Here is a 23,647-nt window from a genome sequence, read left to right as displayed (position 1 = left end):
AAGGTTTTCCATATCAAACGGTTTGAGAATAAAGTAGGACGCGCCTAAATCGACGGCCTTTTTCGTGACATCTTCCTGCCCAAAGGCTGTCAGCATAATGACATTCGGCTGTTTTTTCAGATCTGATTCCCTCAGCCTCTCTAAAACCGCAAGTCCGTCTAAATGCGGCATTATAATATCTAATACGAGCACATCGGGATCTTTTTCTTTAAACAGCGACAGGCATTCCTGTCCGTTATAAGCAACGCCGATCACTTCCATGTCTTCCTGTCCTTCTATATATTCACTTAACAGGCTTACCAGCTCTCGATTATCATCAGCAACACAAACTTTAATTTTCTCCACGTTTCTTCCTCCCCAAATGTAGTTAACAGGATTCACCCTTGCTACATGTTTACATTCGACAAAACCGCTATATACCCTCTAAAAAAATCATAATCACCAATATTAGTGGCATATCTTTGTTATTCTATGTTTTTCTCTGTTTTTCGACTAAAAATGAAATTTGACAAACAAGGAAACGTGAATTTGTCGAAAAATCTTCTTTTGTATATTTTACCGTATGTATTCTGAGAAGTGAAGAGGGATCAAAATAAAAAAACTGCCGGAAACTCCGGCAGTCAGCTTGCTTTTTCTTTTCCATAAATATCGATTCCTGCTTCTGACAGCATCCATTCAATATGAACACCGTAGCCGCTTGTCGGGTCATTTACAAATACATGGGTGACAGCACCGATCACTTTTCCATTTTGAATAATCGGGCTTCCGCTCATCCCCTGGACGATGCCTCCTGTTTCTTTCAACAGCCTTGGATCGGTAATTTTCAACACCATTCCTTTTGTCGCAGGGAATTTTTGCGGCGTTGTGCTGACGATTTCAATATCGAATTTTTCTACTTTGTCATCATCAATAACCGTTAAAATTTCAGCCGGCCCTTTTTTGACTTCGGTAGAAAACGCAACCGGCAATGCTTGATCTGATATGTTGTTTTGAATCGGCTGATGCAGCGTGCCAAAAATTCCAAATGGGCTATTTCTGTTAATATCCCCGATCGTTTTGCGTTCTGAGGAAAATCGCGCCAGTTTTTCTCCCGGATTACCGCCTGTCCCTTTTTCAATTGATGTTACAGTGGATTTAACAATTTCTCCATTCTCCACTACAATTGGTTTCTTTGTATCCATATCGGAAATCACGTGGCCAAGTGCTCCGTATTTTTTTGTTTTCGGTTCATAAAAGGTCATAGTGCCGATGCCGGCAGCAGAATCTCTGATATATAACCCGATTCTGTATTTGCCTTCTCCTTCATCCTTTTCTGGGATCAGCTTCGTTTTGATTTTCTGTTTATCACGTTTGATCAGTAAATCTAAAGATTCACCAGTTTTCCCAGCCTTTTGAATAAATGGGGCTACATCATTCATTTTTTCAATTTTCTGTCCATTCATCTCAATAATGATGTCGCCCGCTTCAATTCCGGCCGTTTCTCCCGGAGATTTTTTGCCTTCACTTGTATTGATTTGATGAAATCCGACGACAAGAACACCGACGGAATGAAGTTTTACACCGATTGATTGTCCGCCAGGTATAACTTTTAAATCAGGAAGAACATGCACTTTTGTTTTTTTAATTGGAAATCCGGCAAGATCATATACCAATTCTGACTCACCTGATTTTTTGCCCGTCACCTTGATTTCATGCGGATCTTTCTTTACTGTAAACGCTTCTGAGGATTCTGATGTCTGAGCGTTTACCGATAAACTCGTTTCAATCGCTTGTGTTTGGGTTTCAAATACTCTCATTTGCGTTGGAATCAGTAAATATTCTTTTAGCGGTTTGCATAAACCTACACTTAATAACGAAACAAGGAGAATTAAACCTACTGCTTTTCTGATGTTATCGGGCATTCACTACTTCACTCTCCTCGCTCCTATCCCACACCTTCTTTATGACTTGCTGCTACATCATTTAATTTTGCCTTCTGACGGCTTATTTATAACTGTCATATGAAGAAAAACATTGGATATACTGATGAACGAATGGATGTAAACAAAAAAATAAGCTGCGCTTTTCGCGCAGCTTACCCAGTTGTTTTGACTTGATCCGCTTGTTTTAAAAGTTCTTTCGCATGGCGTTTCGTTAAGTCGGTTACTTCGACACCTGCAATCATGCGCCCGATTTCCGCTACCTTTTCCTGCTTAGACAGCGGCTTGACACGTGTCGTCGTTCTACCGTCTTTTAACTCCTTCGCAATATAAAGATGCGTATCGGCCATGGCAGCCACCTGAGGGAGGTGTGTAATACACAGCACTTGTGATCCTATTGACACCTTATGGATCTTCTCAGCGATTGCCTGTGCGACCCTGCCGCTTACACCGGTATCAACCTCATCAAAAATGATCGATGTCACATCCTGTTGTGAGGAAAAAATGCTTTTTATGGCAAGCATCACCCGTGACAGCTCTCCACCTGAAGCGACTTTCGAAAGGGATTTCAGCGGCTCGCCTGTATTGGTTGAAATTAAAAACTTCACCAGGTCAATCCCTTGTTCAGTCAGCTGAACGGGCTGGCCGTTTACAAGCGGCGCCTCTTCATTGCGTGACGCTGTTCTGACCTTAAATTCCGTATCAAAAGTTGATTTTTCCATGTACAGGCTTTTTAATTCCCGATGAATCTCATCAGCCAGCTTTTTCGCCCATGTTTTTCGGATTTGTGACACATTTGCCGCTTCCACTGCGACATCTTTGCCGACGGAGTCAAGCTCCCTTTTCAAGCTTTGAAGGTGGCTGTCCCTGTTTTCAATTTGGTCAATCTCTTCTTCAATTTTAGAAGCATATTCCAAAATGTCTTCAACAGTGGCACCGTATTTTCGTTTCAGCTGTTTGATTTCATTAAGTCGCGTCTCAATATAGTTCAGGCGTTCCGGATCAAATTCAAGCTCATCCAGCATATTTCTCATCTGAAATGTGGCATCCTCAAGCAAATAGTAGGAGTTCGAAACACTTTCAGACAGTTTTTTCAGCGGTTCGTTAATATCAGATATATCTTCAAGCTGCGCTGATGCCATTCCAACCCAGTCCAATCCGCCCTGCTCACTGCGAAGCGCGTTATATGCATTTTGCAGCGACTCATATATCTTCTCAAAGTTTGAAATTTGCTGGCGCTCTTCTTGGAGCTGTTCATCTTCGTTAAGCTCAAGCTTTGCCGATTCGATTTCTTCGAGCTGAAATTGAATAAGATCAAGACGATGGGCCATTTCCTGTTCGCTTTCAGAAAGCTGCTTAAGCTTTTTGAGCAGCTTCACATACCGCTGGTACCCTTCCTGATACGTTTTGAGCGCGCTTTCCACTTCGGCCCCGGCAAACTTGTCCAAAAGCTGGAGATGATTTTCGTCTTCCATTAACAGCTGGTTATCGTGCTGCCCGTGAATATCTAATAAAAGCCTGCCGATCTCTCTTAGTGAAGCAATCGTGACAAGCTTGCCATTGACACGGCAAACGCTTTTCCCGCTCGTGCTGATATCCCTTCTCATGACGATCATTTCGTCTGAAACGTCGATTCCCTGCTCAGCGCATACGCCTAAAACAGGATGGCCGCTCTCCAACAGAAACAGCCCTTCAAGTTCGGCTTTTGCTTCCCCATATCTAACAAATTCAGATGATCCGCGGCCTCCGACTAAAAGAGAAATGGCATCTATGATGATGGATTTGCCGGCTCCGGTTTCTCCTGTTAAAACCGTAAGCCCGCGTTCAAAAGAAACCGTCAGTTCCTCAATAATGGCAAAGTTTTTAATCGATAGTTCAGCTAACAAACAGCATTACACCTCTTATCTTTGTTAGATTTTCTGTTACAGCAGTTCAAGGAGCCTATTTTTTACGCCTTCTGTATCTTCAGGAGTCCGGCAAATAATTAAAATCGTATCATCTCCGCAAATGGTCCCCATCATTTCATCCCAGTCCAAATTGTCCATCAGCGCCCCGATTGCCTGGGCGTTGCCCGGCATCGTTTTCAGCACAATCATATGGCTTGCTGAGTCTATTTTCACAAATGCGTCCATCAATGCCCGCTTTAGCTTTGACAGCGGATTGAAACGCTGGTCCGCCGGAAGACTGTATTTGTAAGAACCATTATTCGTAGGCACTTTCACAAGGTGAAGTTCTTTAATATCCCGTGATACCGTGGCCTGCGTTACTTTGTATCCATCCTGCTTTAGCATGTCGACCAATTCATCCTGCGTTTCGATTTCATTGCTTGTAATGATCTCTCTGATTTTAATATGCCTCTGGCCTTTGTTCATGTAAGCACCTCTATTTCCAAGCTTATCTGTTCTTTTATGTTATATGATTCTCTGCACATTGTACATGAATGCAGAAAAAAGGAATAATAGCGCCCTATTATTCCAGTACATCTGCTTTTTTTTCTTTTAACGTCTTATGTGCTTCTTCTACAACGCGCATGATCTCTTCTTCTGGCAGCTCCTGGCCTTCCTGTCCCTCTCCCGGCCAATGCAAATGAAGGAGAAACTCAATATTTCCGTCTCCTCCCGTGATTGGAGAAAATGACAAGCCTTTACAAATATAGCCTTCAGCGGCAGAAAAACTGATCATTCGCTTGAGCACATCAGCATGCACTTTAGGATCTCTAACAATCCCTTTTTTGCCGACGGATTCCCGTCCCGCTTCAAACTGAGGCTTAACTAGAGCCATGCAGTCGCTGCCCGGTACGAGCAAAGTCCTTAGGACAGGCAGGATGAGCCGCAGTGAAATAAAGGACACATCAATTGTGGCAAACTCCGGCATGCCCTTTGTAAAGTCTGCCGGTGTTGCATAACGAAAGTTCGTCCGTTCCATCACGACGACCCGTTCATCCTGTCTAAGCTTCCATGCAAGCTGATTATAGCCTACATCCACAGCGTATGACTGTTTAGCTCCATTTTGCAAAGCGCAGTCCGTAAAACCGCCGGTGGAGGAGCCAATATCAATCATAATTTTATCTTTGACAGAGACGGGAAATTCCTTCAACGCTTTTTCGAGCTTTAAGCCGCCCCTGCTCACATACCTCAACGGGTTTCCTTTGACAGTTAACGGAAGGTCGCGGTCAATTTTTTCTCCAGGCTTGTCCAAGCGGTTTTCGTTTGAATAGACGATCCCCGCCATAATGGCTCTTTTGGCTTTTTCACGCGTTTCCGCCAGCCCTCTTTCCACTAATAATACATCTAATCGTTCTTTCTTTGACGTCATGATCCAATTCCTTTGTGTGTCTTTGGCGGCATCAGTAATCTAATACGATTTGCCACCTGCTGTTTTGTCAGTCCAATTTCCTCAAGAAGCGCTGTTACGCTTCCGTGTTCAATAAACCGATCAGGTATACCCATTCTGTCAATCGGAGTATGATATTCACCTTGATCATGAGCGAATTCTAAAATCGAGCTTCCGAAACCGCCTTCTAAGACCGCTTCTTCAATTGTTAAAATTGGCAAGCCTTCTTTTAGGATACTCTTCATCATCTTTTCATCAATCGGCTTAATAAAACGCGCATTCACAACGCGCACGGAAAGGCCTTCTTTCTGCAGCTCTTCGGCTGCTTCAATCGCCATTTCGATTGTTGTGCCGAATGTTAAGATGACAGCATCGTTCCCCGGACGCAGCACCTCCCACGTACCGATCGGAATCGTTTTCAACTGTTCATCCATTTTTACGCCGAGTCCGTTTCCGCGCGGAAAACGCATCGCTATCGGGCCTTCGTCATAGCTAAGTGCTGTATGAACCATGTGCTGGCCTTCATTTTCGTCTTTCGGCATCATTAAGACCATGTTTGGAATGTGGCGCATAAACGCAATATCAAACACGCCTTGATGTGTCTCTCCATCAGCGCCAACGAGTCCTGCACGGTCAATTCCAATAAACACATTGGCGTTTTGGCGGCAGATGTCATGGACAACTTGGTCATATGCCCTTTGCAGGAAGGTTGAGTAAATCGCCAAAAACGGCTTCATACCCTGCATTGCCATAGCTGCCGCCATCGTTGCGGCATGCTGTTCTGCGATTCCTACGTCGAACATCCGGTCAGGGAATTCCTTTGCGAAACCTTCAAGCTTTGAACCGACAGGCATAGCTGGCGTAATGGCTACAATGCGTCCGTCCTCGCGCGCCATTCGCTGCACAGTTCCGCTGACAAGGCCGCTCCACGAAGGAGCTGCGGCTTTCGGCTTTACAAAGTCGCCGGTATTAATTTTATATGGTCCGGTACCATGCCATGTCCCAATCGTATCGGTCTCAGCCGGTTTGTACCCCTTCCCTTTTTTCGTGATGACATGCAGAAGAACAGGGCCTTTCGTTTTTTTGGCGTATTGAAGATTCTCAATCAGCTCATGATAAGAATGTCCGTCCACCGGGCCCAAATACGTAAAACCGAGCTCCTCGAAAAACATTCCGGAGACGAGCATGTATTTCAGGCTGTCTTTGACACGTTCCGCCGTGGCGGCAAGCTTGCCCCCAACTGCCGGAATCTTTTTAAATAAGTATTCAAGCTCATCTTTGACCCACTGGTATTTCCCCGCAGTACGGAGCCGTCCGAGCATAGAGTGAATGGCACCGACATTGGGCGCAATACTCATTTCATTATCATTAAGGATGACAATCATGTCTTTTTTCTCGTCGCCGATGTGGTTAAGGGCTTCGAGCGCCATACCGCCGGTCAGCGCGCCGTCACCAATGATCGGAATAATATATTCATCCGTTCCTTTAATATCACGGGCAGCTGCCATTCCCATCGCGCCTGACAGAGAAGTCGAGCTGTGTCCGGTTTCCCAAACATCGTGCTCGCTTTCACTCCGCTTTGGAAATCCGCAAAGCCCTTTGTACTGGCGAAGCGTCGCAAATTCTTTTCCGCGTCCTGTCAGCAGCTTATGGACATACGACTGATGGCCTACATCCCATAAAAATTTGTCTTTCGGGCTGTTAAATTCCTTATGCAGGGCAACAGTAAGCTCTACGACACCTAAGTTTGGGCCGATGTGGCCGCCGGAAGCGGATAAACTTGTAATTAAAAACTGACGGATTTCATCACTTAATTTCTCTAATTCATCAATGGACATGTTTTTTAAAAACGACGGGTCCTGTATTGATAAAAGATCCAAAGCGGATCAACTCACTTTCAGCATGAATTTCTGCAATGATACATGTCTTTTGCATGCCGAGCTGACAATAATCTCAGACATAAAAAAAGACAAACGCGCTTTTCCTTTTCATTTTTCATATAAACTGCTTACATTTTACCATATCTCGTGCAGCCGCTTCAAATTAGGATCGTTTTAGTGATCTCTTGCCGCAATTAAATCACATAGCTCATATAAAAGGTCTTTTTGAAGAGAGAGTCCGCCGATCAATCGCTTCGCCTCTTTTATATGAACATCCAATTTATGTTTGGCCCCTTCCAATGAAAGAAGCGACGGGTATGTCGATTTGTCATTTGTGGTATCCGAGCCGACACGTTTGCCGATTTTCTCTTCACTGCCTTCTAAATCTAAAATATCGTCTCTGATTTGAAATCCGATTCCAATGTGGCTGCTGAAGGTACGCAGTGTTTCAATGTCTTCCTCAGGCGCATCAGCCAAAATAGCACCGGCGATTACACAAAAGCCAAGGAGCTTGGCAGTTTTCCGTTCATGAATGGATTCGAGCTCTTCAAGCGTGACTTGTCGGTTTTCCGCTTCCATATCAGCTACTTGCCCACCGACCATGCCTTCGGTGCCTGCCGCTGAAATCAGTTCATTCACAAGGCGCAGGCGCTTTTCTGCTGACACCTCGTCTGACACGTGGGAGGTAATCAGCTTAAAGCTTTCTGTGAGCAGCCCGTCACCCGCTAATACTGCCGTCGCTTCACCAAACACTTTATGGTTTGTCGGCTTCCCGCGGCGCAAATCGTCATCATCCATGCATGGAAGATCATCATGAATTAACGAATACGTGTGAATCATTTCGACAGCACAGCCCACCGGAATGCCGTCTTTTTCACTTTTTCCATATGCGTTTAAAACAGCCAGTACAATCAGAGGCCGCAACCGCTTTCCGCCGGCCTGTAGAGAATACAGCATAGACTTCTTTAATGAGTCCGGCATATCAAGCTTTTCTGTATAGACAGAAAGCTGATTTTCAATTGTTTTTTTCCGGTCAGCCAAAAAGCTCGTTAATTTATTTGTCACCTTCGTCTTCCTCCTGAACACTGAAAGGTGCCAGTTCGCCGTCTTCTTTTAAAATGAAGTCCATTTGCTTTTCGACTTTTTGTAGCTTTTCATGGCACATTTTTGACAGAGCCATGCCTTCTTGGAAATAGTTAATGGCTTGCTCTAGAGGCACATCTCCCTCTTCAAGCTTTGATACAATGCTCTCAAGCCCTTTCATCGCTTCTTCAAATGTCATATTTTCATTTTTTTTCACGTCTGTCATTTTTCTTCCCCTCTCTTTTCTAATACTTCACAGGTCAGCACGCCATCCTTCAGCTTGACTTCAAGCCGGTCCTGCTCTTCTATCTGACTGACACTTTTAATGAGTTTATCTTCTTTATAAGCCAAGCTGTATCCTCTTTCCATCACTTGAAGAGGGCTTAGTGCATTCAGCTTGCCAAGAACGGTTTGAAATTGGGAATGCAACTGCTTCATTTGGATATTCATATTTTTTCTCAGCTGATTTGTTTGTTCCTGGTATCGTGTTCTCGCTTGTTTCAGCTGTTCATGAGGATGCAGTGCCTCTAATCTGTACGTTTCACGCTCCAGCTGTCTGCTTTTCCGATCTAAAAGAGCGGTCAGCTGTGCTTGAAACTGCTGGTACGCGAGGTCAAACTGCTGCTCTTTTTGCGCATACAAACGCTTTGGAAAACGAAAGGCATAGGACGATTGCAGCGTTTGAATCCGTTCTTTTTTCTGGCCGAGATGCTGCTGCATCGCTCTTGTCATTCTGACTTCCGCTGTTTTTGTGCGTTCGATTAAATCAGTGGTATGAGGCACAGCAATCTCAGCTGCTCCTGTCGGCGTCGCAGCTCTGATATCGGCGACAAAATCACTGATCGTAAAATCCGTCTCATGTCCGACTGCCGATATAATCGGAATATTGGAAGCAAAGATGGCGCGTGCTACAATTTCTTCATTGAATGCCCACAGTTCTTCTATCGAACCGCCGCCTCTCCCGACAATTAATACGTCGCAAATCTCTTTTTCATTTGCCTCTTCAATGCGCGTAACGATGGATCTGCTCGCATTTTCACCTTGTACGAGCGCTGGAAGAACAATGACTTTTACAAGGGGATATCTTCTTTTTAGAGTTGTAATAACGTCTCTGACAGCGGCACCCGTTGGAGATGTCACAACCCCGATTGTGGCTGGAAATGCGGGGATTTGTTTTTTGTAGCGGTCGTCAAATAAACCTTCTCCGGCAAGCTTCTTTTTTAATTCTTCGTACGCTAAATAAAGCGCTCCAACCCCGTCAGGCTGCATTTCTTTGGCATATAATTGATAGTTTCCGCTCGGTTCATATACGGAAATTCCGCCTCTGACCAGCACTTTCATTCCGTTTTCAGGTTTAAAAGGCAGACGCTCGCTTTGTCTCGCGAACATCACCGACTGCATTCTTGCGTTTTCGTCTTTTAAAGTGAAATAAATATGCCCTCGTGTGTGTATCTTTACATTCGACAATTCGCCTTTAATCCAAATATTTTCAAGGTGAGGATCTACATCGAATTTTCGTTTTATATACTTTGTCAGCGCTGAGACGGTCACATACGCTGCTTCACCCATGTTTAAAAACTCCTCTCCTAAGCATTCCTGCACCATAACTAAAGAAAACCCGCCCTGGCTTTAGGAGCCTGAAGAAGCGGGTATCGTGCTCATATTCAAGGCGGGTAAACATTTCGCCTGTGAATATCTCCAATTATCTATGATAACGTACGTTTCGCAGATTTAACAGTATTATGCGCAAGCATCGTGATGGTCATCGGACCTACTCCGCCCGGAACCGGCGTGATGAAGGACGCTTTTTCCTTTGCTCCTTCAAATTCAACGTCTCCGCAAAGCTTTCCGTTTTCCAGACGGTTAACGCCGACGTCAATGACAACAGCGCCCTCTTTGATCTGGTCTGCACTGATGAAGTTGGCTCTGCCGACTGCCACCACCAGGATGTCCGCTTTTTTCGTATGTTCAGTAATATTTTCTGTTCTTGAATGACAGTAAGTAACCGTCGCGTTTTCATTTAATAAAAGCTGGCCGACAGGTTTGCCGACAATGTTGCTTCGGCCGACTACAACAACCTCTTTACCGGAAAGGTCAATATTGGTTTTCTTCAAAAGCTCAACAATTCCATGAGGCGTGCAAGGAAGAAACGTATCTTCGCCAAGCAGCATTTTCCCTACGTTTAACGGATGAAAACCGTCTACATCTTTATCAGGAGAGATACGTTCGATCACCGCTTTTTCAGAAATATGGTCTGGGAGCGGAAGCTGAACGAGAATGCCATGAAACTCAGGGTCTTGGTTATATTGATCAATAATGGAAAGCAGTTCAGCTTCTGTGAGGCTGCTGTCAAATTGATCGAGCTTGAAATTCATTCCCATTGTTTCTGCCGCTTTTTTCTTTCCTCGCACGTAAGAGTGAGAAGCAGGATCATCTCCAATCAAAATAACCGCCAGTCCGGGAGTGACGCCTTGCTTTTTAAGCTCTTCTACCTCTTTTGCCAATTGTTCGCGTTTTTCTCTAGCCGTTTCTTTTCCGTCGATGATTGTTGCAGTCATTTTCTTTCCTCCTATGATTGTTCAATATCAGATTTAATGTTAGAAAGAACCCCGTTTACAAACTTTGTCGCTTTGTCATCACCAAACCGTTTTGCCAGCTCAATCGCTTCGTTCATGGAGACATTCACCGGAATGTCTTCGGCATATGCCATTTCATATGCTGCCAGGCGCAAAATCGCACGGTCAACATTGGCAATCCGATCGAGCTTCCAATTCACCAGATGCTTGGAGATCATTTCATCCAGCTGGTCTTGGTGTTCCAATACCCCGTGTACAAGCTGTTCAAAGAAAGGATCTGTTTTTTCTTCATCCAGTGCGTGTTCTATGGCTTCATTCACTGCAATATCGCTGACATCAATTTGAAATAGTGCCTGCAAAGCTTTTTCTCTTGCTGTTCTTCTTTTCATTTTCTTTCTCCTTTGATCCTCTTTATCCGCTTGTCGTTAAGCCACAAAGAGATCATAACATATTTTTTTCGTATCCGCATATTGAAATCAAGGTTTTTTTACCCTATTACCGAATATTTTCACACACCTTAATATGATTATTCGGATTTCACGTTCATGAAGAAACTCGGCTATGTAAGCCGGCTTTCTTCATGCTTTGAAATAAAGGGTAACGTGTAAAAAAACCAAAGGGCCGCCCTCCCCTTGGTTTCGTGTTAAGCCATTTACATTTCTTCGTCGATTTGGACTTCTTGGGCTTTTGTGTCAAATTGAATGCCGACGATGTGAATATTGATCTCGTTAATCGAAAGAGACGTCATATTTAATAAGGTTTGACGAATGTTTTCCTGAACGGATGCTGCAACTTTCGGAATCGAAACGCCAAATGTAACGACACAGTATACATCGATCGTAATTCCGTCATCCGCCAGGTCGACTTTGACACCTTTGCCATGATTCACTTTGCCAAAGCGCTCGACGACGCCTGTCGCAAAGTTTCCGCGCATTTCGGCAACCCCATCAACTTCTGATGCTGCAATGCCGGCAATGACCTCAATGACCTCCGGTGCAATCTCAACCTTACCCAAATGCGTATCTTCGTGATCCATTTTAAGCAAGCTGTTGTCTTTCATTCAATTCACCTCCGTAAAAATTATGAGCCCATTACATCATATGTTTCTAAAAATTTCGTATTAAACTCTCCGCTCACAAATGTTTCGTGTTCAAGCAGTTTTAAATGGAAAGGGATTGTTGTCTCAATGCCTTCGATGACGAATTCGCTCAATGCGCGCTTCATGCGGGCAATCGCTTCATCCCTCGTTTTTCCGTATGTGATTACCTTTGCAATCATGCTGTCATAGTACGGTGGGATGGAATAGCCAGGGTACGCAGCTGAATCGACACGGACACCAAGACCGCCAGGAGGCAGGTACATTTTAATTTCACCAGGTGACGGCATGAAATTTTTACTTGGGTTTTCTGCGTTGATTCGGCATTCGATGGCCCAGCCTTCAAATTCAACATCCTCTTGCTTGAGGCTCAGTTCCATTCCTGATGCCACTTTGATTTGTTCCTTGATCAGGTCAGTTCCCGTCACCATTTCTGTGACTGGGTGCTCTACCTGAATTCTCGTGTTCATTTCCATGAAGTAATAGCGCTGTTCATTGTAGTCATAGATAAATTCAACTGTTCCAGCACCTGTATAGCCAACCGCTTTTGCAGCCTTTACCGCTGCATCTCCCATTTGCTCCCTGATTTCTGAATCAAGGGCAGGAGATGGTGATTCTTCCAAAAGCTTTTGCAGGCGTCTTTGGATCGAGCAGTCGCGTTCGCCCAAATGGATCGTATTTCCGTAGTTATCAGCAAGCACTTGGATCTCAACGTGGCGAAAATCTTCTATGTATTTTTCGATGTATACACCTGGATTTCCGAATGCAGTTGCCGCTTCCTGCTGTGTAATCTTAATGCCATTAATCAGTTCCTCTTCAGTGCGGGCAACCCTAATTCCTTTTCCGCCTCCGCCTGCGGTGGCTTTTATAATTACAGGATACCCAATTTCATTAGCAAGCGAAACCGCTTCTTCCACATTTTCTATAATTCCCTGTGAACCCGGTACGATTGGCACGCCGGCCTGTTTCATCGTTTCCCGCGCAACGTCTTTTGTTCCCATTTTTGAAATGGCGTCAGCGCTCGGGCCGACAAACGTGACATTCACTTCTTCACATAATTCAGCGAAATCAGCATTTTCAGCTAAAAATCCGTATCCCGGATGAATGGCGTCCGTGCCAGTCAGCTTTGCAACACTCACAATATTTGTAACGTTTAAATAGCTGTCTTTTGATGCTTTCGGTCCGATACAAAAAGCTTCATCGGCCATTTGAACATGAAGGGCATCTTTATCAGCTTCTGAATAAACAGCGACAGTCTCAATTCCGAGCTCTCTGCAGGCTCTGATGATTCTGACAGCAATTTCTCCTCTGTTGGCGATCAATAGCTTTTTAATCATGTTCAGTCTCCTTACTCCGCTTTTACAAGAAATAGAGGTTGTCCGTATTCGACCAGCTGGCCGTTTTCTACTAATACTTCAACGATTTCGCCTTTCACTTCTGCTTCGATTTCGTTGAAAAGCTTCATCGCTTCTACAATGCAGACAACTGTGTTTTCATTTACTTTTGAACCGGCTGTTACATACGGGCCAGCTTCCGGTGATGAAGAAGCATAAAATGTTCCTACCATTGGTGAAGTGATTTTATGCAGATTCTCATCTTGCTTTGGTGCTTCTTGGGCAGGTGCCGCTGCTTGCTGCGCTTGCGGCTGAACTGCCTGCGGAGCCTGTGCTTGTACAGGTGCTGCAGGTGCCTGCTGCATGACTTGAACCGTGCCTGCTTCGTGTTTTTTCAGTTTTAAGGATACACCTTCATTTTCATATACGAATTCGTCAATTGTAGACTCGTCAATTGCTTTAATCAGCTCGTGGATTTCTTTGATATTTAACATTCAATCGCACTCCTATGTATGAAATTTCTTTTTTTATAGGTTACTACTAAAAGTACATACTATGTTCATCTTACAGGAGCGGACTTTTGAATTCAACTCTAATATGACAGCAACGCAAAAAGCCCGCTTGTTTAGCGGGCTTCTTTTTCCTCTTTCTTACTTGGATGGTTCAAATGTGACAGCGACATCTTTCATTGTTTTGATTTCTTTTGCCACAAGGTCTATAATGGCTGTCGCCTTCGATTTGGAGTGTTTGTCTGATTTGACTGTAATATTGATTTTATCTCCTTCAGCATTAACGAGCGCATCCTCGTAACCTTGTGTTTTAATCAGCGTTTCCAGCTGTTTTTCTGTTCCTTCCACTTCACTGAGAGCCGTCATTTTATCGTATGCTTCGCTTTTCTCCTTGGCTGTTGCATCATCGCTTGATACAATGGCATTCAGCTCTTCTCTTTCTTTGCTTCTGGCATCTTCTAAATCAAGACGGTACGTTGTAAACAAATCATCATCGGCTGTTTCCGTAACAACAGTTCCTTTTTCACTGGCTTCAGCGGATGTTTCCTTGTCTGCTGATGAATCTTTCGTTCCCTTTGTTCCATCTTCTTTTCCTTTTTCAGTTTCTGTACCGCTTTTTTCCTTCGTGTCTTGCTTGGCAGGCGCTTTTTCAGTTGCGACCTCTCCGCTGTCAGGCGCGCTTTTTTCACTTTGCATCTGCACGGCGTTTTTGCTTTCCGGCGACATGATATAGTAGACGCTTAACACCACGACAAGACTGAGCATTGTTAATAGCCAAACGGTTTGTTTTTTAAGCATTTATGAATCCTCCTTTATTTTTTTAGGGGCAACCGCAACCCGGTGGCTTGGAACATCCAGGACCCGTGTCACCGCTTCGATAATGGTTTGTTTTATTTGAACGTTGTCCACTCCTTGAGCAACAACGAGTACACCGCGTATATCAGGTTTTTTCGTTTGGACGACGACAGGTGTTTCTTTATCGCCGTTTTTGATCATGACGATTTCTTCCTCCGATGTTTGGTCTGTAACGCTTCTTGTTCCGCCTTCTTTGTCAGTTTCTTCAGTGGTTGTATTTTTGTTTGATTTGTTTTTTTCGTATACTTTCAGCGACGTTGCATCTACATTCACGACAACCGAGACATCGTCCACACCAATGATTGTTTCAAGAATTTCTTTCAGCTGATTTTCGTATTCTTTTTCATAGTCATCGATCGAGTCTTTAGGTTTATCAGATTTTGAGGTTTTAAACACTTCAGCTGTTTTCTCTTTGCTGCCCGCAGAATGTTGTGATGATACGGCCGTTATCGTTTTGGCGTTTTCTGTTTTCTCAGGTGAATAAAACAGCTGGCTGACAAGCATAAAGGAAACTCCGAGAACAAAAACGAATAGAAAGTAATGATATTTGGTCAGCTTCGGCTTTTCGCCGTCCTTCATTTGTCCCGGAAGAAACTGCTTTTTCAATACATTCCATAATCCGTTTTTATTCATTGCCGACACTCTCCCCGCCTTCCATATGAACCGTAATTTTCTCACTTCCGATTTCCCAAATGTCCGCGAGCTGCGTTTTTATCTGTTTGGCTTCTTTTTGTTCGGCTGCTTCTTTCGTTACGTATGCATGATCTGTATCAATGTGGACCGGCGCGACCGTTTGGACCGTTTTTTCAGAAGACGGGGCCATATACACGCTGATTGTTTTAATATCCTCTTCTGAATCTACCTTTTCTCCTGCCGTGAGTTTGATGCGGCCTACTTTATATTCATCATGACTGAATCTCTCCTCCGCTTTCTTTTTTAGTTGGACAGCCATTTCTTCTAGAATATATGCGCGCTGGGAAGCTTGTATTTCTATTTTTTTTGAATTGATTTGATTTTTTATGTCGGCAGACTCTGACTGCCCGTTTTTTGTGAGATATTCAAAGATGATTTCGGGGTCTGTCTTGAAAAGTTTAAAAATCGGCGTAAGCATGACGACAATCAAGAGCAGGCTGACTACCATTTTTGCGTACTTTTGCATGCTGGAGCTCGGCAGCAGCATATCAATCACAATTGCAAATAGGATAAACAACACGATGGTGGTAAGCCATTCCGTTAAAAAACTCATTCGCCTGCCTCCTTCATTTCATCATCATCGTGAGGTTTCCGGCTGTGATTATGACAGTAAGGCTTAAAAAAAACATGAGAGACACAATAGCGAGAGCTGCAAAAATATAAATGACGCTTTTGCTGATGACGTCGAGGCAGGTGATGACGGGCCCGCCTCCAAGCGGCTGAAGAATCGCGGCTGCCAGCTTATAAATAAAAGCGAGGGAAAGCACTTTGATTGCCGGAAATGCCGCGATACAGATCAAAATAGCGACACCGAGAATCCCTACCGTATTTTTCAGCAGTAAAGAGGCGCTGATTACTGTATCTGTTGCGTCTGTAAACATTCGGCCAAGCACAGGAATAAAATTTCCGGTTATAAATTTAGCCGTCCTGAGCGTAATGCCGTCTGTCACTGCAGCTGAGGCTCCCTGAACAGAGATGACGCCGAGAAAGATGGTAAGAAAAACAGCCAGTGCTCCGATGGCGATATTTCTGAGCAGGTTAGCCAGCTGTGTTACTTTGTATTGTTCAGTCATCGTGCTGACAATGCTCAGAATCGCTGATAAAAAAATCAGCGGCATGACGATATTCTGAATCAAGAGACCGCTCGTGTTCATCAGGAAGAGGATAACAGGATGAAAGAAGGCCGCAGATACAGCTCCGCCTGAGGAAGCCAAAAGCGCCAAGAGGAGCGGAATGAGCGCCAGGATAAAGCTGGTCATCGTCTGAATCGCCTCAGTTGCATAGTTAATTGCCACATGAAAGCTATTAAGCGCAAGGATAATCAACACCATGTATACAATTGAGTAAGCGACCTTACTGACGGTGCTTTGCTGAAAAGCATTTTGCAAAAGCTGCAGAATGACGCAAAAAATCGTGAGCAAAATCAATGTGCCCAGCAGCTTTCCGTTGGCAAGCACTTCATGAAACAAATAAGAAAAGAGAGCTTTCAGCCATTCTTGCGGTGAGAATGATTTATCGCCATTGATAAACTCCATTAAGCTGCCTTTTTGGCTTTCCGGCAGCAGTCCGCCGTATTCTGTCATAATGTCATTCCAAAATTCCCCGATCTTATCTGTTTCAAGCGAGGCTGCTGTCCTTTCCGCTAATTGCTCGGCTGTTTCAGCATGGTCTTCCGTTTGTTCTGCATTACCAGCTGCTTGTACAATTTCTGCACGGCCTGCTATGATCAGCACGGCCAAAAGCAAAGCCCATTGAAAGCGCTTCAATCTACCGCCTCCTTTCGGTTATGACATAGAAGGTATAAGTCCGAGAATCGTTTCAATAATGACGGTTAAAATAGGCACAGCCATTACGAGTATTAAAATTTTCCCCGCCAATTCTATTTTCGAGGCGATGGCTCCTTGACCGGCATCTTTTGTGAGCTGTGCCCCGAATTCAGCAATATAGGCGATTCCGATAATCTTTAAAATGGTTTCAACATAGACCATGTTGACATTTGCATTAATCGCAATTTTTTCTATCATTCGAATAATGTCGTAGATTTGGTCTACCAAATAAAGAAAAATGGCACATCCGGCAAAAACGACGATTAAAAACGCAAAAGTCGGCTTTTGTTCTTTTACAATTAAAGAAAGGAAGGTGGCGATCAGCCCTAAACCTACAATTTGAACAATGTCAATCTGCAAGCCCCCCTATCCTTGGAATAAAAACACAGCTTTTATCTTTTTAAATAGGTCATCTACAATCGTGGCGACCATAAATAAAATATAGATAAAACCTAACAGCGTCACCCACTGAGCGTATTCTTTCTTGCCCATCTGATCCAATATCGTGTGTAAAAAAGCGACCACGATTCCCACTCCGGCAATTTGAAATATGACATTCACGTCTACTCCCATTTTATTTTTGCTCCCCTCACGTTTACATCAATAGAAGAATGAGTAACAAGCCCGCTAAAAAGCCCAAACTTTTTATCATTTTTTCATTTTTCGCTTGCGCCTGTTCAGCATCCGCTTCAGAGGCTTCCAAATGTGTCAGCGCCAGCTTGATGTGCTTTTGCTGAGAGATTCGATCATGAATCCCGAGCGTCTCGCCAAACTGCTTCAGCACTTCGTATTCGCTTTTTTTCAAAGACAGGGTGTCCCATACTTTCTTTAAGCTTTGCTCCCACGCCGTTTTCGCGGAATCACTTCCCTTGTCCAGCTGATCACTGAATGCGGAAAAAAGAGCTGAAACAGGCTGTGCGAGCTGTTTGGCAATCTGCTGTGAAGCAGTATGAAGCGGTGTATGGCCGTACATGATTTCAGCCTCGAGGGATTGAAGCGCCGCACGCAGCTGGCGGATTTGCCGCGGCCGTTCTGTATAAATCTTCGCCATCTCAAAACCTGTCCATGTTGTCGCTACCACAATGAATACAGCGCCCAGCAACTTCAGCATGTTTTCACGCCCGTCGTCCTAGACAGCACATTTCCGTCTTTGTCATAAATGCGGCTCACTGTGCCCGGCCCTTTTGCTCTTGATAATTCCAAATAGCGGTCAAAGGCTCTTTCTTCCCACAAACGCTTCAATGAAGGCCGCTTCATCAGGTCGGATATGCTCCAGCCATGCGCCGATACAATTACTGAAACACCGGCATGCAGTGCCTCCAGAAGTGCATCTGTATCTTCCATACGCCCGATTTCATCGACAATCATCACCTCAGGGCTCATGGATCGAATCATCATCATCAGCCCTTCAGCTTTTGGACAGGCGTCTAACACGTCAATTCTCTGACCAAATTGATGTTGCGGAATGCCGCGAAGACATCCGGCAATTTCTGACCGTTCATCGACGATTCCTGTCTTTACGGGCAGCATGGGTTTTTTGCCGGTGCTTGAGAGCCTCGCAAGGTCCCGGAGAAGTGTTGTTTTGCCGGTTTGGGGCGGTCCGATAATCAGCGTATTCAGCCAGCTGTCTTGATATAAGTATGGAAGCAGCGGCTCCGCAATCCCCAGCTTTTGCCGGGCAATTCGTATATTAAAAGATGCGATGTCACGGAGGCCTTTCACACCTCCGTTTTCCGTAATGACTCTGCCCGCCAGTCCGACTCTGTGGCCGCCTCTGATCGTGACATACCCTTTCTTCAGCTCTTCTTCAAGAGTATACATACTATAGTTGCTAAGCCGGCTCAGGATCAGATGGGCATCCTCGGCCGTGCCCGCATAGGACAAATAAACAGGTTGTCCTCTTCGAATCAATTCAACAGGGCGGTTGATCCGAATTCTGACTTCTTCGATTTCCAGCCATTGTTGTTCCGGTATTTCAGAAAGGGCGTTTTTCATGGATTCGGGGAGAACCTCAGCGATTTCATTCAACAGAGCCTCCTCCTTTCTACCGATTGGCTTCTTTAAAATGTATGATGTGAGGCAGACTTTATGACAAGCCTCTCTTTATTTATGAACACCCGCCAAAATCAAAACAACACCCGTAAAAATCAGAATCAGCTTTGCATACGAAAGCTGCCCGGCAATTTGGTAGATTCCGACAGTCATCGTAATGATAAAAATCAACGGACCGACAATAGCGAGAATGCTGTTAACCACAACCGCCTTCCGGACATCGTTGGTCACAAGCATGACAATTGCTGCCGTCAGCTCAATCATAGAGGATAAAACTCGTAATCCCGCCATTGTTAAAACAGTAGAATTGATATTTCCAAGTAAAAATTTCATAGCACTCTCCCAACCTCCCATTTTTTTATATGATATGCTCTAGCTTGCTGAAGTAGTCTTGTCATTTTCGTATAAAAGAAAGATTCTGTTTTTGGGCACAAAAAAAGCCTGCTCCCATTTGGGAACAGACTTCTTTTTTTCTTTCTATGCTCTTGAAACGTAAGAACCGTCTGATGTATTGACAACAAGTGTGTCGCCTTCATTCACAAAGAACGGCACGTTTACAACAAGCCCGGTTTCAGTTTTCGCAGGTTTTGTACCGCCTGACGCTGTATCACCTTTAATACCAGGTTCAGTTTCAACAACTTTCAGCTCAACTGTGTTTGGAAGTTCGATACCAAGTGTTTCATCCTGGTACATCATGATATGCACAGACATGTTTTCTAGCAGGTATTTTAATTCTTCTTCGATTTGAGTTGCGCTCAGTTCAAGCTGCTCATAAGAAGAAGTATCCATAAATACGTGCTGATCTCCGTTTGCATATAGATATTGCATTGTTTTGGTTTCGATTTGCGCTTTCGCTACTTTTTCACCAGCGCGGAATGTTTTTTCCTGAATGGCGCCAGTGCGAAGGTTGCGGAGTTTAGAGCGGACAAATGCCGCACCTTTTCCAGGTTTTACGTGCTGGAAGTCAACGACGCGCCAAATGCCGCCATCTACTTCAATTGTTAATCCTGTACGGAAATCGTTAACTGAAATCATGTTTAATGTCCTCCTATATTCCAATCACAAAATAATAAGTTCTTTTGGGGAATGGGTGATTGTCCGGTTGCCATTTTCTGTAATCACGATGTCATCTTCAATGCGGACACCGCCTGTTTCTGGTATGTAAATGCCCGGCTCCACTGTGACCACCATACCCGGTTCAAGGATAGCTGAAGATCTGACGGATAATCCCGGCGATTCATGAACTTCCATGCCGAGCCCGTGCCCGGTTGAATGGCCGAAATAGTCACCGTAGCCTTTTGCAGCAATATGATCCCTTGTGAGGGCGTCAGCCTCTTTTCCTGTCATTCCCGGCTTAATATGTGCGACGCCAAGCGCCTGAGCATCAAATACAACCTGATAGATCTCCTTCAATTGATCACTGGGCTGACCTACAGCGACCGTCCGGGTAATATCAGAACAATATCCTTTATAATAAGCGCCAAAATCAAGCGTAACAAGGTCTCCGCTTTCAATCAGTTTGTCACTGGCCACACCGTGCGGAAGGCTTGAACGAAGGCCTGAGGCGACAATCATATCAAAAGAAGAGCTGTCTGCTCCCTGGCTTCTCATATAAAACTCCAGCTCATTGGCAACAGCGATTTCAGAAATACCGGGTTTCATAAACGTCAAGATATGTCTGAAGGCATCATCTGCAATCTTCGCAGCTTCCTCTAATATCTTAATCTCTTCACTAGACTTAATCAAGCGCAACTTTTCCACGGATTCAGCCACAGGCACTAATTCGGCATCACTGATAACGGCGCTGTATGAAGCGTAAGTGCCATATGTCATGCTGTTCTGTTCAAAGCCGAGACGCTTGATGCCAAACGATTCAACAGTGTCGGCAGTGGTCTGAATCAAGCTGCCGCCATGTTCAATGATCTCAAAACCCTTTACCTGAACCTTCGCCTGCTCAGTATAACGAAAATCCGTAATAAACGCTGCTTTGTCACCCGATATAACAGCCAAACCCGCCGAACCTGTAAACCCTGTCATATAGCGTACATTCGTGTTGCTTGTAATCAGCATGCCGTCAATTCCCAGCTGTCCAAACAGGTTTCTTAATTTCTCTAGCTTCATCTTGATTCTCCCCCTTGCTGGCTTAATAAGTAGCGAACAGCAAGCTTGTAGCCTTCAGCTCCAAGACCGACAATCTGCCCTTTCGCAACAGGAGCGATAACCGACTGATGCCTGAATTCTTCCCTGGCGTATAAGTTTGATAAATGCACCTCTACCACAGGAAGACTGATGCTTGAAACAGCATCCCTGATCGCATAGCTGTAATGACTCAGGGCGCCGGGGTTCAGAACAATCCCGCTGTATTGCTCCTCAGCCTCATGTATCGCATCTATCAAATCACCTTCGTGATTAGACTGGAAGAAAGTGAGCTGGATATGTAAGGCTTCAGCAAACTGAAAAAGATCTGTTTCAATATCGGTCAGTGTCTGGCGGCCGAATACTTCAGGCTCACGACTCCCAAGCCGGTTAACATTCGGTCCGTTCAAAATCAAAAAATGAGGCACATAATCTCTCCTTTTCGCGAGGGTTTCTCATGTAAAAAATGTTCACTTCTCGTGAACATTTTATCATACTGGAAAAGGATTATACACTATTCTCTATGCATTCCCAGAGCACGTGCAAGCTTTTCCGAATTCAGCTCATTGTATTCAAATGAAATGGAATACCCGACAAACAGCCCGTAAAGCAAATAAATGCAAATGGTCGTAATAATTGTATCTGATGTCAGTTCGGTCACCGTGCGCACATCTGGAAAAATCGGATTAAAAACAAAAAACACGAGCAGCCAAAGCACCAAGCCGTATAAAATACCCGGCCACATTGTTTTTAAACGTTTCAATAGAAGAAAATAAAGAAATGCTGCGCCAATTGAAATTACTCCAATCAAAATGATGCTGATTACCGTTCCCAGCCCATGTTTTTTCCACTCTCCGAGCACAAACGGCTGCAATATCATATTCGGGCTGATTTCGGAAAAATGAAACAAATATGCGATATAAGCAACGAAACTCCAAAGTACGCCTCCGCAAAAACCTGTTGCCGCCACCCTGCCGGCCATTGAAACAGGCGGCTTTTGCTTCTCATTCAATTCTTCATTTTGTTCTGTATCTTTTTCGCTTGTCATCATGGCACCTCCAGTTAAAGTGTGCCCAAAAAATGAAATGTCAATAAAAAAGCTCACACTTTTTGACAGCTGCGAGTAAAATTTGAAAATAACGGGTATAATGCATGTAGAAAAAGCAAGGCTATGGCAATTTTTTCAGCCTGTCAATCTAGAGGTTTAGCGCTGTTTCCTGTACAATAGAGTGAAAGGAAATGGTTAGCAATCCTAAAGAAATAGGCAGGTTGATAATATGTCAAAACATAAAGTTCCGCCCGCTTACGGCGGGCAGGCTGTTGTGGAAGGCGTTATGTTTGGCGGAAAGCATCATTACGTTACAGCCATCAGAAGAACGGATGGAAGCATTGACTTTTTTAAGCTTCCACGCAAACACAACCCGAAACTGAACATCGTGAAAAAGATACCGTTTTTACGGGGGATCGCGGCCATTATCGAAGCGAGTGCAAACGGCACAAAGCATTTGAATTTTTCAAGCGAACGTTACGGGCTCGATCCATCTGAAGACGAGACACTTGAGCAGGAAGAAAAAAAATCCTCCGGGCTGTCTATGTATCTCAGCCTCGCAGTTATAGGCGTCTTATCATTTTTGTTCAGTAAATTCGTATTTACATTGGTTCCAGTTTTCTTAGCTGAACTGACAAGGCCGATTTTTTCCTCGGACACGGCGCAAATCGCGGTTGAAAGCCTGTTTAAGTTGATTTTGCTGCTCGGTTACATCTATTTTTTGTCCATGACACCGCTTATTAAAAGAGTGTTTCAATATCATGGAGCCGAACATAAAGTCATAAACTGTTATGAACAGAATTTGCCAATTACTGTAGAGAACGTCCAAAACCAATCTCGGCTTCATTACCGCTGCGGATCAAGCTTTATTTTATTTACGATTATTGTCGGCATGTTTGTTTATTTACTCGTTCCGACAGATCCGCTTTGGCTGCGTGTTATAGATCGTGTCGCACTGATACCGGTCGTGCTTGGTATATCCTTTGAAGTTCTGCAGCTGACAAACAAAGTGCGTGACATTCCCGGTCTGAAATTACTTGGGTACCCGGGACTTTGGCTTCAGCTGTTAACCACAAAGGAACCTAAGGATGAACAGGTTGAAGTTGCCATCGAAAGCTTTAACGAACTTCTCAGACTCGAAGCATTGTCTGAGCAAAATCAGAAGCCTTCTCACAACGTCATCTAAAATCCGTTGCCCTGCTATTACTTTCGGAGGTGGACAGTTATGAATCATCGTGTACAACCTATTATTGCTGTATTAATTGCGCTGGGAGCGTTCGGTTTCCTCTATGTGCTGGTAACCAATC

Annotated in this window: 28 protein-coding genes and 1 pseudogene; 2 read left to right on the top strand and 27 right to left on the bottom strand. The window is 44.3% G+C overall.

The window, feature by feature from the left end; translation table 11 throughout:
- From RAC86_RS16870 to RAC86_RS16740, 27 genes are all read right to left on the bottom strand, one after another.
- Positions 1–345, bottom strand: a 345-nt coding sequence (locus RAC86_RS16870) for a response regulator (protein ID WP_377885885.1), incomplete at its 3' end; no start/stop codon positions are given.
- A 275-nt stretch (positions 346–620) separates the two neighbouring features.
- Entirely contained in the window at positions 621–1,901 is a 1,281-nt protein-coding gene (spoIVB, locus tag RAC86_RS16865; RefSeq protein WP_004398697.1) for a SpoIVB peptidase, read from the bottom strand.
- Between the two features lie 173 nt (positions 1,902–2,074).
- The gene (recN, locus tag RAC86_RS16860) at positions 2,075–3,805 is read right to left on the bottom strand and encodes a DNA repair protein RecN (RefSeq protein ID WP_377885884.1); all 1,731 of its coding nucleotides are present in this window, start codon (positions 3,803–3,805) and stop codon (positions 2,075–2,077) included.
- Positions 3,806–3,841: 36 nt separating this feature from the next.
- On the bottom strand, positions 3,842–4,291 hold the full coding sequence (gene argR / locus RAC86_RS16855; protein ID WP_003230265.1) for an arginine repressor ArgR: 450 nt from the start codon (positions 4,289–4,291) through the stop codon (positions 3,842–3,844).
- Positions 4,292–4,388: 97 nt separating this feature from the next.
- A complete protein-coding gene (locus RAC86_RS16850) occupies positions 4,389–5,234 on the bottom strand; it encodes a TlyA family RNA methyltransferase (RefSeq protein WP_212058863.1) in 846 nt (281 codons plus the stop codon).
- A complete protein-coding gene (gene dxs, locus RAC86_RS16845) occupies positions 5,231–7,132 on the bottom strand; it encodes a 1-deoxy-D-xylulose-5-phosphate synthase (protein ID WP_003245985.1) in 1,902 nt (633 codons plus the stop codon). The genes RAC86_RS16850 and dxs overlap by 4 nt, the downstream gene beginning before the upstream one ends.
- 174 nt (positions 7,133–7,306) lie before the next feature.
- On the bottom strand, positions 7,307–8,197 hold the full coding sequence (locus RAC86_RS16840; RefSeq protein WP_003230262.1) for a polyprenyl synthetase family protein: 891 nt from the start codon (positions 8,195–8,197) through the stop codon (positions 7,307–7,309).
- Positions 8,187–8,441, bottom strand: a complete 255-nt coding sequence (locus RAC86_RS16835; protein WP_003226409.1) for an exodeoxyribonuclease VII small subunit — start codon at positions 8,439–8,441, stop codon at positions 8,187–8,189. The genes RAC86_RS16840 and RAC86_RS16835 overlap by 11 nt, the downstream gene beginning before the upstream one ends.
- Positions 8,438–9,784, bottom strand: coding sequence for an exodeoxyribonuclease VII large subunit (gene xseA / locus RAC86_RS16830; RefSeq protein WP_015251733.1), 1,347 nt, complete (start codon positions 9,782–9,784; stop codon positions 8,438–8,440). The genes RAC86_RS16835 and xseA overlap by 4 nt, the downstream gene beginning before the upstream one ends.
- A gap of 137 nt (positions 9,785–9,921) precedes the next feature.
- Positions 9,922–10,773: a bifunctional methylenetetrahydrofolate dehydrogenase/methenyltetrahydrofolate cyclohydrolase FolD gene (gene folD, locus RAC86_RS16825; protein ID WP_003230259.1), complete on the bottom strand. Its 852-nt coding sequence runs from the start codon at positions 10,771–10,773 to the stop codon at positions 9,922–9,924.
- A gap of 11 nt (positions 10,774–10,784) precedes the next feature.
- Positions 10,785–11,180, bottom strand: a complete 396-nt coding sequence (nusB, locus tag RAC86_RS16820; RefSeq protein WP_003230256.1) for a transcription antitermination factor NusB — start codon at positions 11,178–11,180, stop codon at positions 10,785–10,787.
- A gap of 263 nt (positions 11,181–11,443) precedes the next feature.
- Entirely contained in the window at positions 11,444–11,851 is a 408-nt protein-coding gene (gene yqhY / locus RAC86_RS16815; protein WP_003230254.1) for a fatty acid biosynthesis protein YqhY, read from the bottom strand.
- 20 nt (positions 11,852–11,871) lie between these two features.
- Positions 11,872–13,224, bottom strand: a complete 1,353-nt coding sequence (gene accC / locus RAC86_RS16810; protein ID WP_003230253.1) for an acetyl-CoA carboxylase biotin carboxylase subunit — start codon at positions 13,222–13,224, stop codon at positions 11,872–11,874.
- An 11-nt stretch (positions 13,225–13,235) separates the two neighbouring features.
- Positions 13,236–13,715, bottom strand: a complete 480-nt coding sequence (accB, locus tag RAC86_RS16805) for an acetyl-CoA carboxylase biotin carboxyl carrier protein (RefSeq protein WP_003230252.1) — start codon at positions 13,713–13,715, stop codon at positions 13,236–13,238.
- Positions 13,716–13,871: 156 nt separating this feature from the next.
- Positions 13,872–14,528 (bottom strand): stage III sporulation ratchet engulfment protein SpoIIIAH, encoded by a 657-nt coding sequence (spoIIIAH, locus tag RAC86_RS16800; RefSeq protein ID WP_015251732.1) that lies wholly within the window; start codon positions 14,526–14,528, stop codon positions 13,872–13,874.
- A complete protein-coding gene (gene spoIIIAG / locus RAC86_RS16795; RefSeq protein WP_015251731.1) occupies positions 14,529–15,218 on the bottom strand; it encodes a stage III sporulation protein AG in 690 nt (229 codons plus the stop codon).
- Positions 15,211–15,831, bottom strand: coding sequence for a stage III sporulation protein AF (gene spoIIIAF / locus RAC86_RS16790; RefSeq protein ID WP_015251730.1), 621 nt, complete (start codon positions 15,829–15,831; stop codon positions 15,211–15,213). Before spoIIIAF ends, spoIIIAG begins: the two co-directional genes overlap by 8 nt.
- A gap of 13 nt (positions 15,832–15,844) precedes the next feature.
- A complete protein-coding gene (spoIIIAE, locus tag RAC86_RS16785; RefSeq protein ID WP_033885013.1) occupies positions 15,845–17,044 on the bottom strand; it encodes a stage III sporulation protein AE in 1,200 nt (399 codons plus the stop codon).
- A gap of 18 nt (positions 17,045–17,062) precedes the next feature.
- A complete protein-coding gene (spoIIIAD, locus tag RAC86_RS16780; protein WP_003230228.1) occupies positions 17,063–17,464 on the bottom strand; it encodes a stage III sporulation protein AD in 402 nt (133 codons plus the stop codon).
- Between the two features lie 6 nt (positions 17,465–17,470).
- On the bottom strand, positions 17,471–17,677 hold the full coding sequence (gene spoIIIAC, locus RAC86_RS16775) for a stage III sporulation protein AC (protein ID WP_003153142.1): 207 nt from the start codon (positions 17,675–17,677) through the stop codon (positions 17,471–17,473).
- 22 nt (positions 17,678–17,699) lie between these two features.
- Positions 17,700–18,215 (bottom strand): stage III sporulation protein SpoIIIAB, encoded by a 516-nt coding sequence (gene spoIIIAB / locus RAC86_RS16770; protein WP_014477309.1) that lies wholly within the window; start codon positions 18,213–18,215, stop codon positions 17,700–17,702.
- Positions 18,209–19,132 (bottom strand): stage III sporulation protein AA, encoded by a 924-nt coding sequence (gene spoIIIAA / locus RAC86_RS16765; RefSeq protein ID WP_015251728.1) that lies wholly within the window; start codon positions 19,130–19,132, stop codon positions 18,209–18,211. The genes spoIIIAB and spoIIIAA overlap by 7 nt, the downstream gene beginning before the upstream one ends.
- Before the next feature lie 75 nt (positions 19,133–19,207).
- On the bottom strand, positions 19,208–19,489 hold the full coding sequence (locus tag RAC86_RS16760; protein ID WP_004398639.1) for a YqhV family protein: 282 nt from the start codon (positions 19,487–19,489) through the stop codon (positions 19,208–19,210).
- 144 nt (positions 19,490–19,633) lie between these two features.
- Positions 19,634–20,191 (bottom strand): elongation factor P, encoded by a 558-nt coding sequence (gene efp, locus RAC86_RS16755; protein ID WP_003226377.1) that lies wholly within the window; start codon positions 20,189–20,191, stop codon positions 19,634–19,636.
- Positions 20,192–20,215: 24 nt separating this feature from the next.
- Positions 20,216–21,277 carry an aminopeptidase PapA gene (gene papA, locus RAC86_RS16750; RefSeq protein WP_003230224.1) on the bottom strand — a complete coding sequence of 354 codons (1,062 nt, stop codon included), beginning with the start codon at positions 21,275–21,277 and terminating at the stop codon, positions 20,216–20,218.
- Positions 21,274–21,720: a type II 3-dehydroquinate dehydratase gene (gene aroQ / locus RAC86_RS16745; protein ID WP_003230223.1), complete on the bottom strand. Its 447-nt coding sequence runs from the start codon at positions 21,718–21,720 to the stop codon at positions 21,274–21,276. The genes papA and aroQ overlap by 4 nt, the downstream gene beginning before the upstream one ends.
- An 86-nt stretch (positions 21,721–21,806) precedes the next feature.
- Positions 21,807–22,343, bottom strand: coding sequence for a YqhR family membrane protein (locus RAC86_RS16740; RefSeq protein WP_003230222.1), 537 nt, complete (start codon positions 22,341–22,343; stop codon positions 21,807–21,809).
- Between the two features lie 226 nt (positions 22,344–22,569).
- Between RAC86_RS16740 and RAC86_RS16735 the strand changes: the two genes are divergently transcribed.
- Together RAC86_RS16735 and RAC86_RS16730 are read left to right on the top strand one after the other, a co-directional pair.
- On the top strand, positions 22,570–23,526 hold the full coding sequence (locus RAC86_RS16735; protein ID WP_015384077.1) for a DUF1385 domain-containing protein: 957 nt from the start codon (positions 22,570–22,572) through the stop codon (positions 23,524–23,526).
- A gap of 39 nt (positions 23,527–23,565) precedes the next feature.
- Positions 23,566–23,647: pseudogene (locus RAC86_RS16730) on the top strand (SA1362 family protein); the annotation flags it as partial.

Source organism: Bacillus sp. LR_5, from assembly GCF_042709275.1.
This window is presented reverse-complemented; position numbering and strand designations above follow the sequence as displayed.

Excerpts from the sequence above, each read along its gene's own strand:
- spoIVB (WP_004398697.1), bottom strand. The coding sequence starts at position 1,901 with ATGCCCGATAACATCAGAAAAGCAGTAGGTTTAATTCTCCTTGTTTCG.
- argR (WP_003230265.1), bottom strand. The coding sequence starts at position 4,291 with ATGAACAAAGGCCAGAGGCATATTAAAATCAGAGAGATCATTACAAGC.
- RAC86_RS16850 (WP_212058863.1), bottom strand. The coding sequence starts at position 5,234 with ATGACGTCAAAGAAAGAACGATTAGATGTATTATTAGTGGAAAGAGGG.
- RAC86_RS16835 (WP_003226409.1), bottom strand. The coding sequence starts at position 8,441 with ATGACAGACGTGAAAAAAAATGAAAATATGACATTTGAAGAAGCGATG.
- xseA (WP_015251733.1), bottom strand. The coding sequence starts at position 9,784 with ATGGGTGAAGCAGCGTATGTGACCGTCTCAGCGCTGACAAAGTATATA.
- folD (WP_003230259.1), bottom strand. The coding sequence starts at position 10,773 with ATGACTGCAACAATCATCGACGGAAAAGAAACGGCTAGAGAAAAACGC.
- nusB (WP_003230256.1), bottom strand. The coding sequence starts at position 11,180 with ATGAAAAGAAGAACAGCAAGAGAAAAAGCTTTGCAGGCACTATTTCAA.
- yqhY (WP_003230254.1), bottom strand. The coding sequence starts at position 11,851 with ATGAAAGACAACAGCTTGCTTAAAATGGATCACGAAGATACGCATTTG.
- accC (WP_003230253.1), bottom strand. The coding sequence starts at position 13,224 with ATGATTAAAAAGCTATTGATCGCCAACAGAGGAGAAATTGCTGTCAGA.
- accB (WP_003230252.1), bottom strand. The coding sequence starts at position 13,715 with ATGTTAAATATCAAAGAAATCCACGAGCTGATTAAAGCAATTGACGAG.
- spoIIIAH (WP_015251732.1), bottom strand. The coding sequence starts at position 14,528 with ATGCTTAAAAAACAAACCGTTTGGCTATTAACAATGCTCAGTCTTGTC.
- spoIIIAG (WP_015251731.1), bottom strand. The coding sequence starts at position 15,218 with ATGAATAAAAACGGATTATGGAATGTATTGAAAAAGCAGTTTCTTCCG.
- spoIIIAF (WP_015251730.1), bottom strand. The coding sequence starts at position 15,831 with ATGAGTTTTTTAACGGAATGGCTTACCACCATCGTGTTGTTTATCCTA.
- spoIIIAC (WP_003153142.1), bottom strand. The coding sequence starts at position 17,677 with ATGGGAGTAGACGTGAATGTCATATTTCAAATTGCCGGAGTGGGAATC.
- spoIIIAB (WP_014477309.1), bottom strand. The coding sequence starts at position 18,215 with ATGCTGAAGTTGCTGGGCGCTGTATTCATTGTGGTAGCGACAACATGG.
- RAC86_RS16760 (WP_004398639.1), bottom strand. The coding sequence starts at position 19,489 with ATGAAATTTTTACTTGGAAATATCAATTCTACTGTTTTAACAATGGCG.
- efp (WP_003226377.1), bottom strand. The coding sequence starts at position 20,191 with ATGATTTCAGTTAACGATTTCCGTACAGGATTAACAATTGAAGTAGAT.
- papA (WP_003230224.1), bottom strand. The coding sequence starts at position 21,277 with ATGAAGCTAGAGAAATTAAGAAACCTGTTTGGACAGCTGGGAATTGAC.
- RAC86_RS16740 (WP_003230222.1), bottom strand. The coding sequence starts at position 22,343 with ATGATGACAAGCGAAAAAGATACAGAACAAAATGAAGAATTGAATGAG.
- RAC86_RS16735 (WP_015384077.1), top strand. The coding sequence starts at position 22,570 with ATGTCAAAACATAAAGTTCCGCCCGCTTACGGCGGGCAGGCTGTTGTG.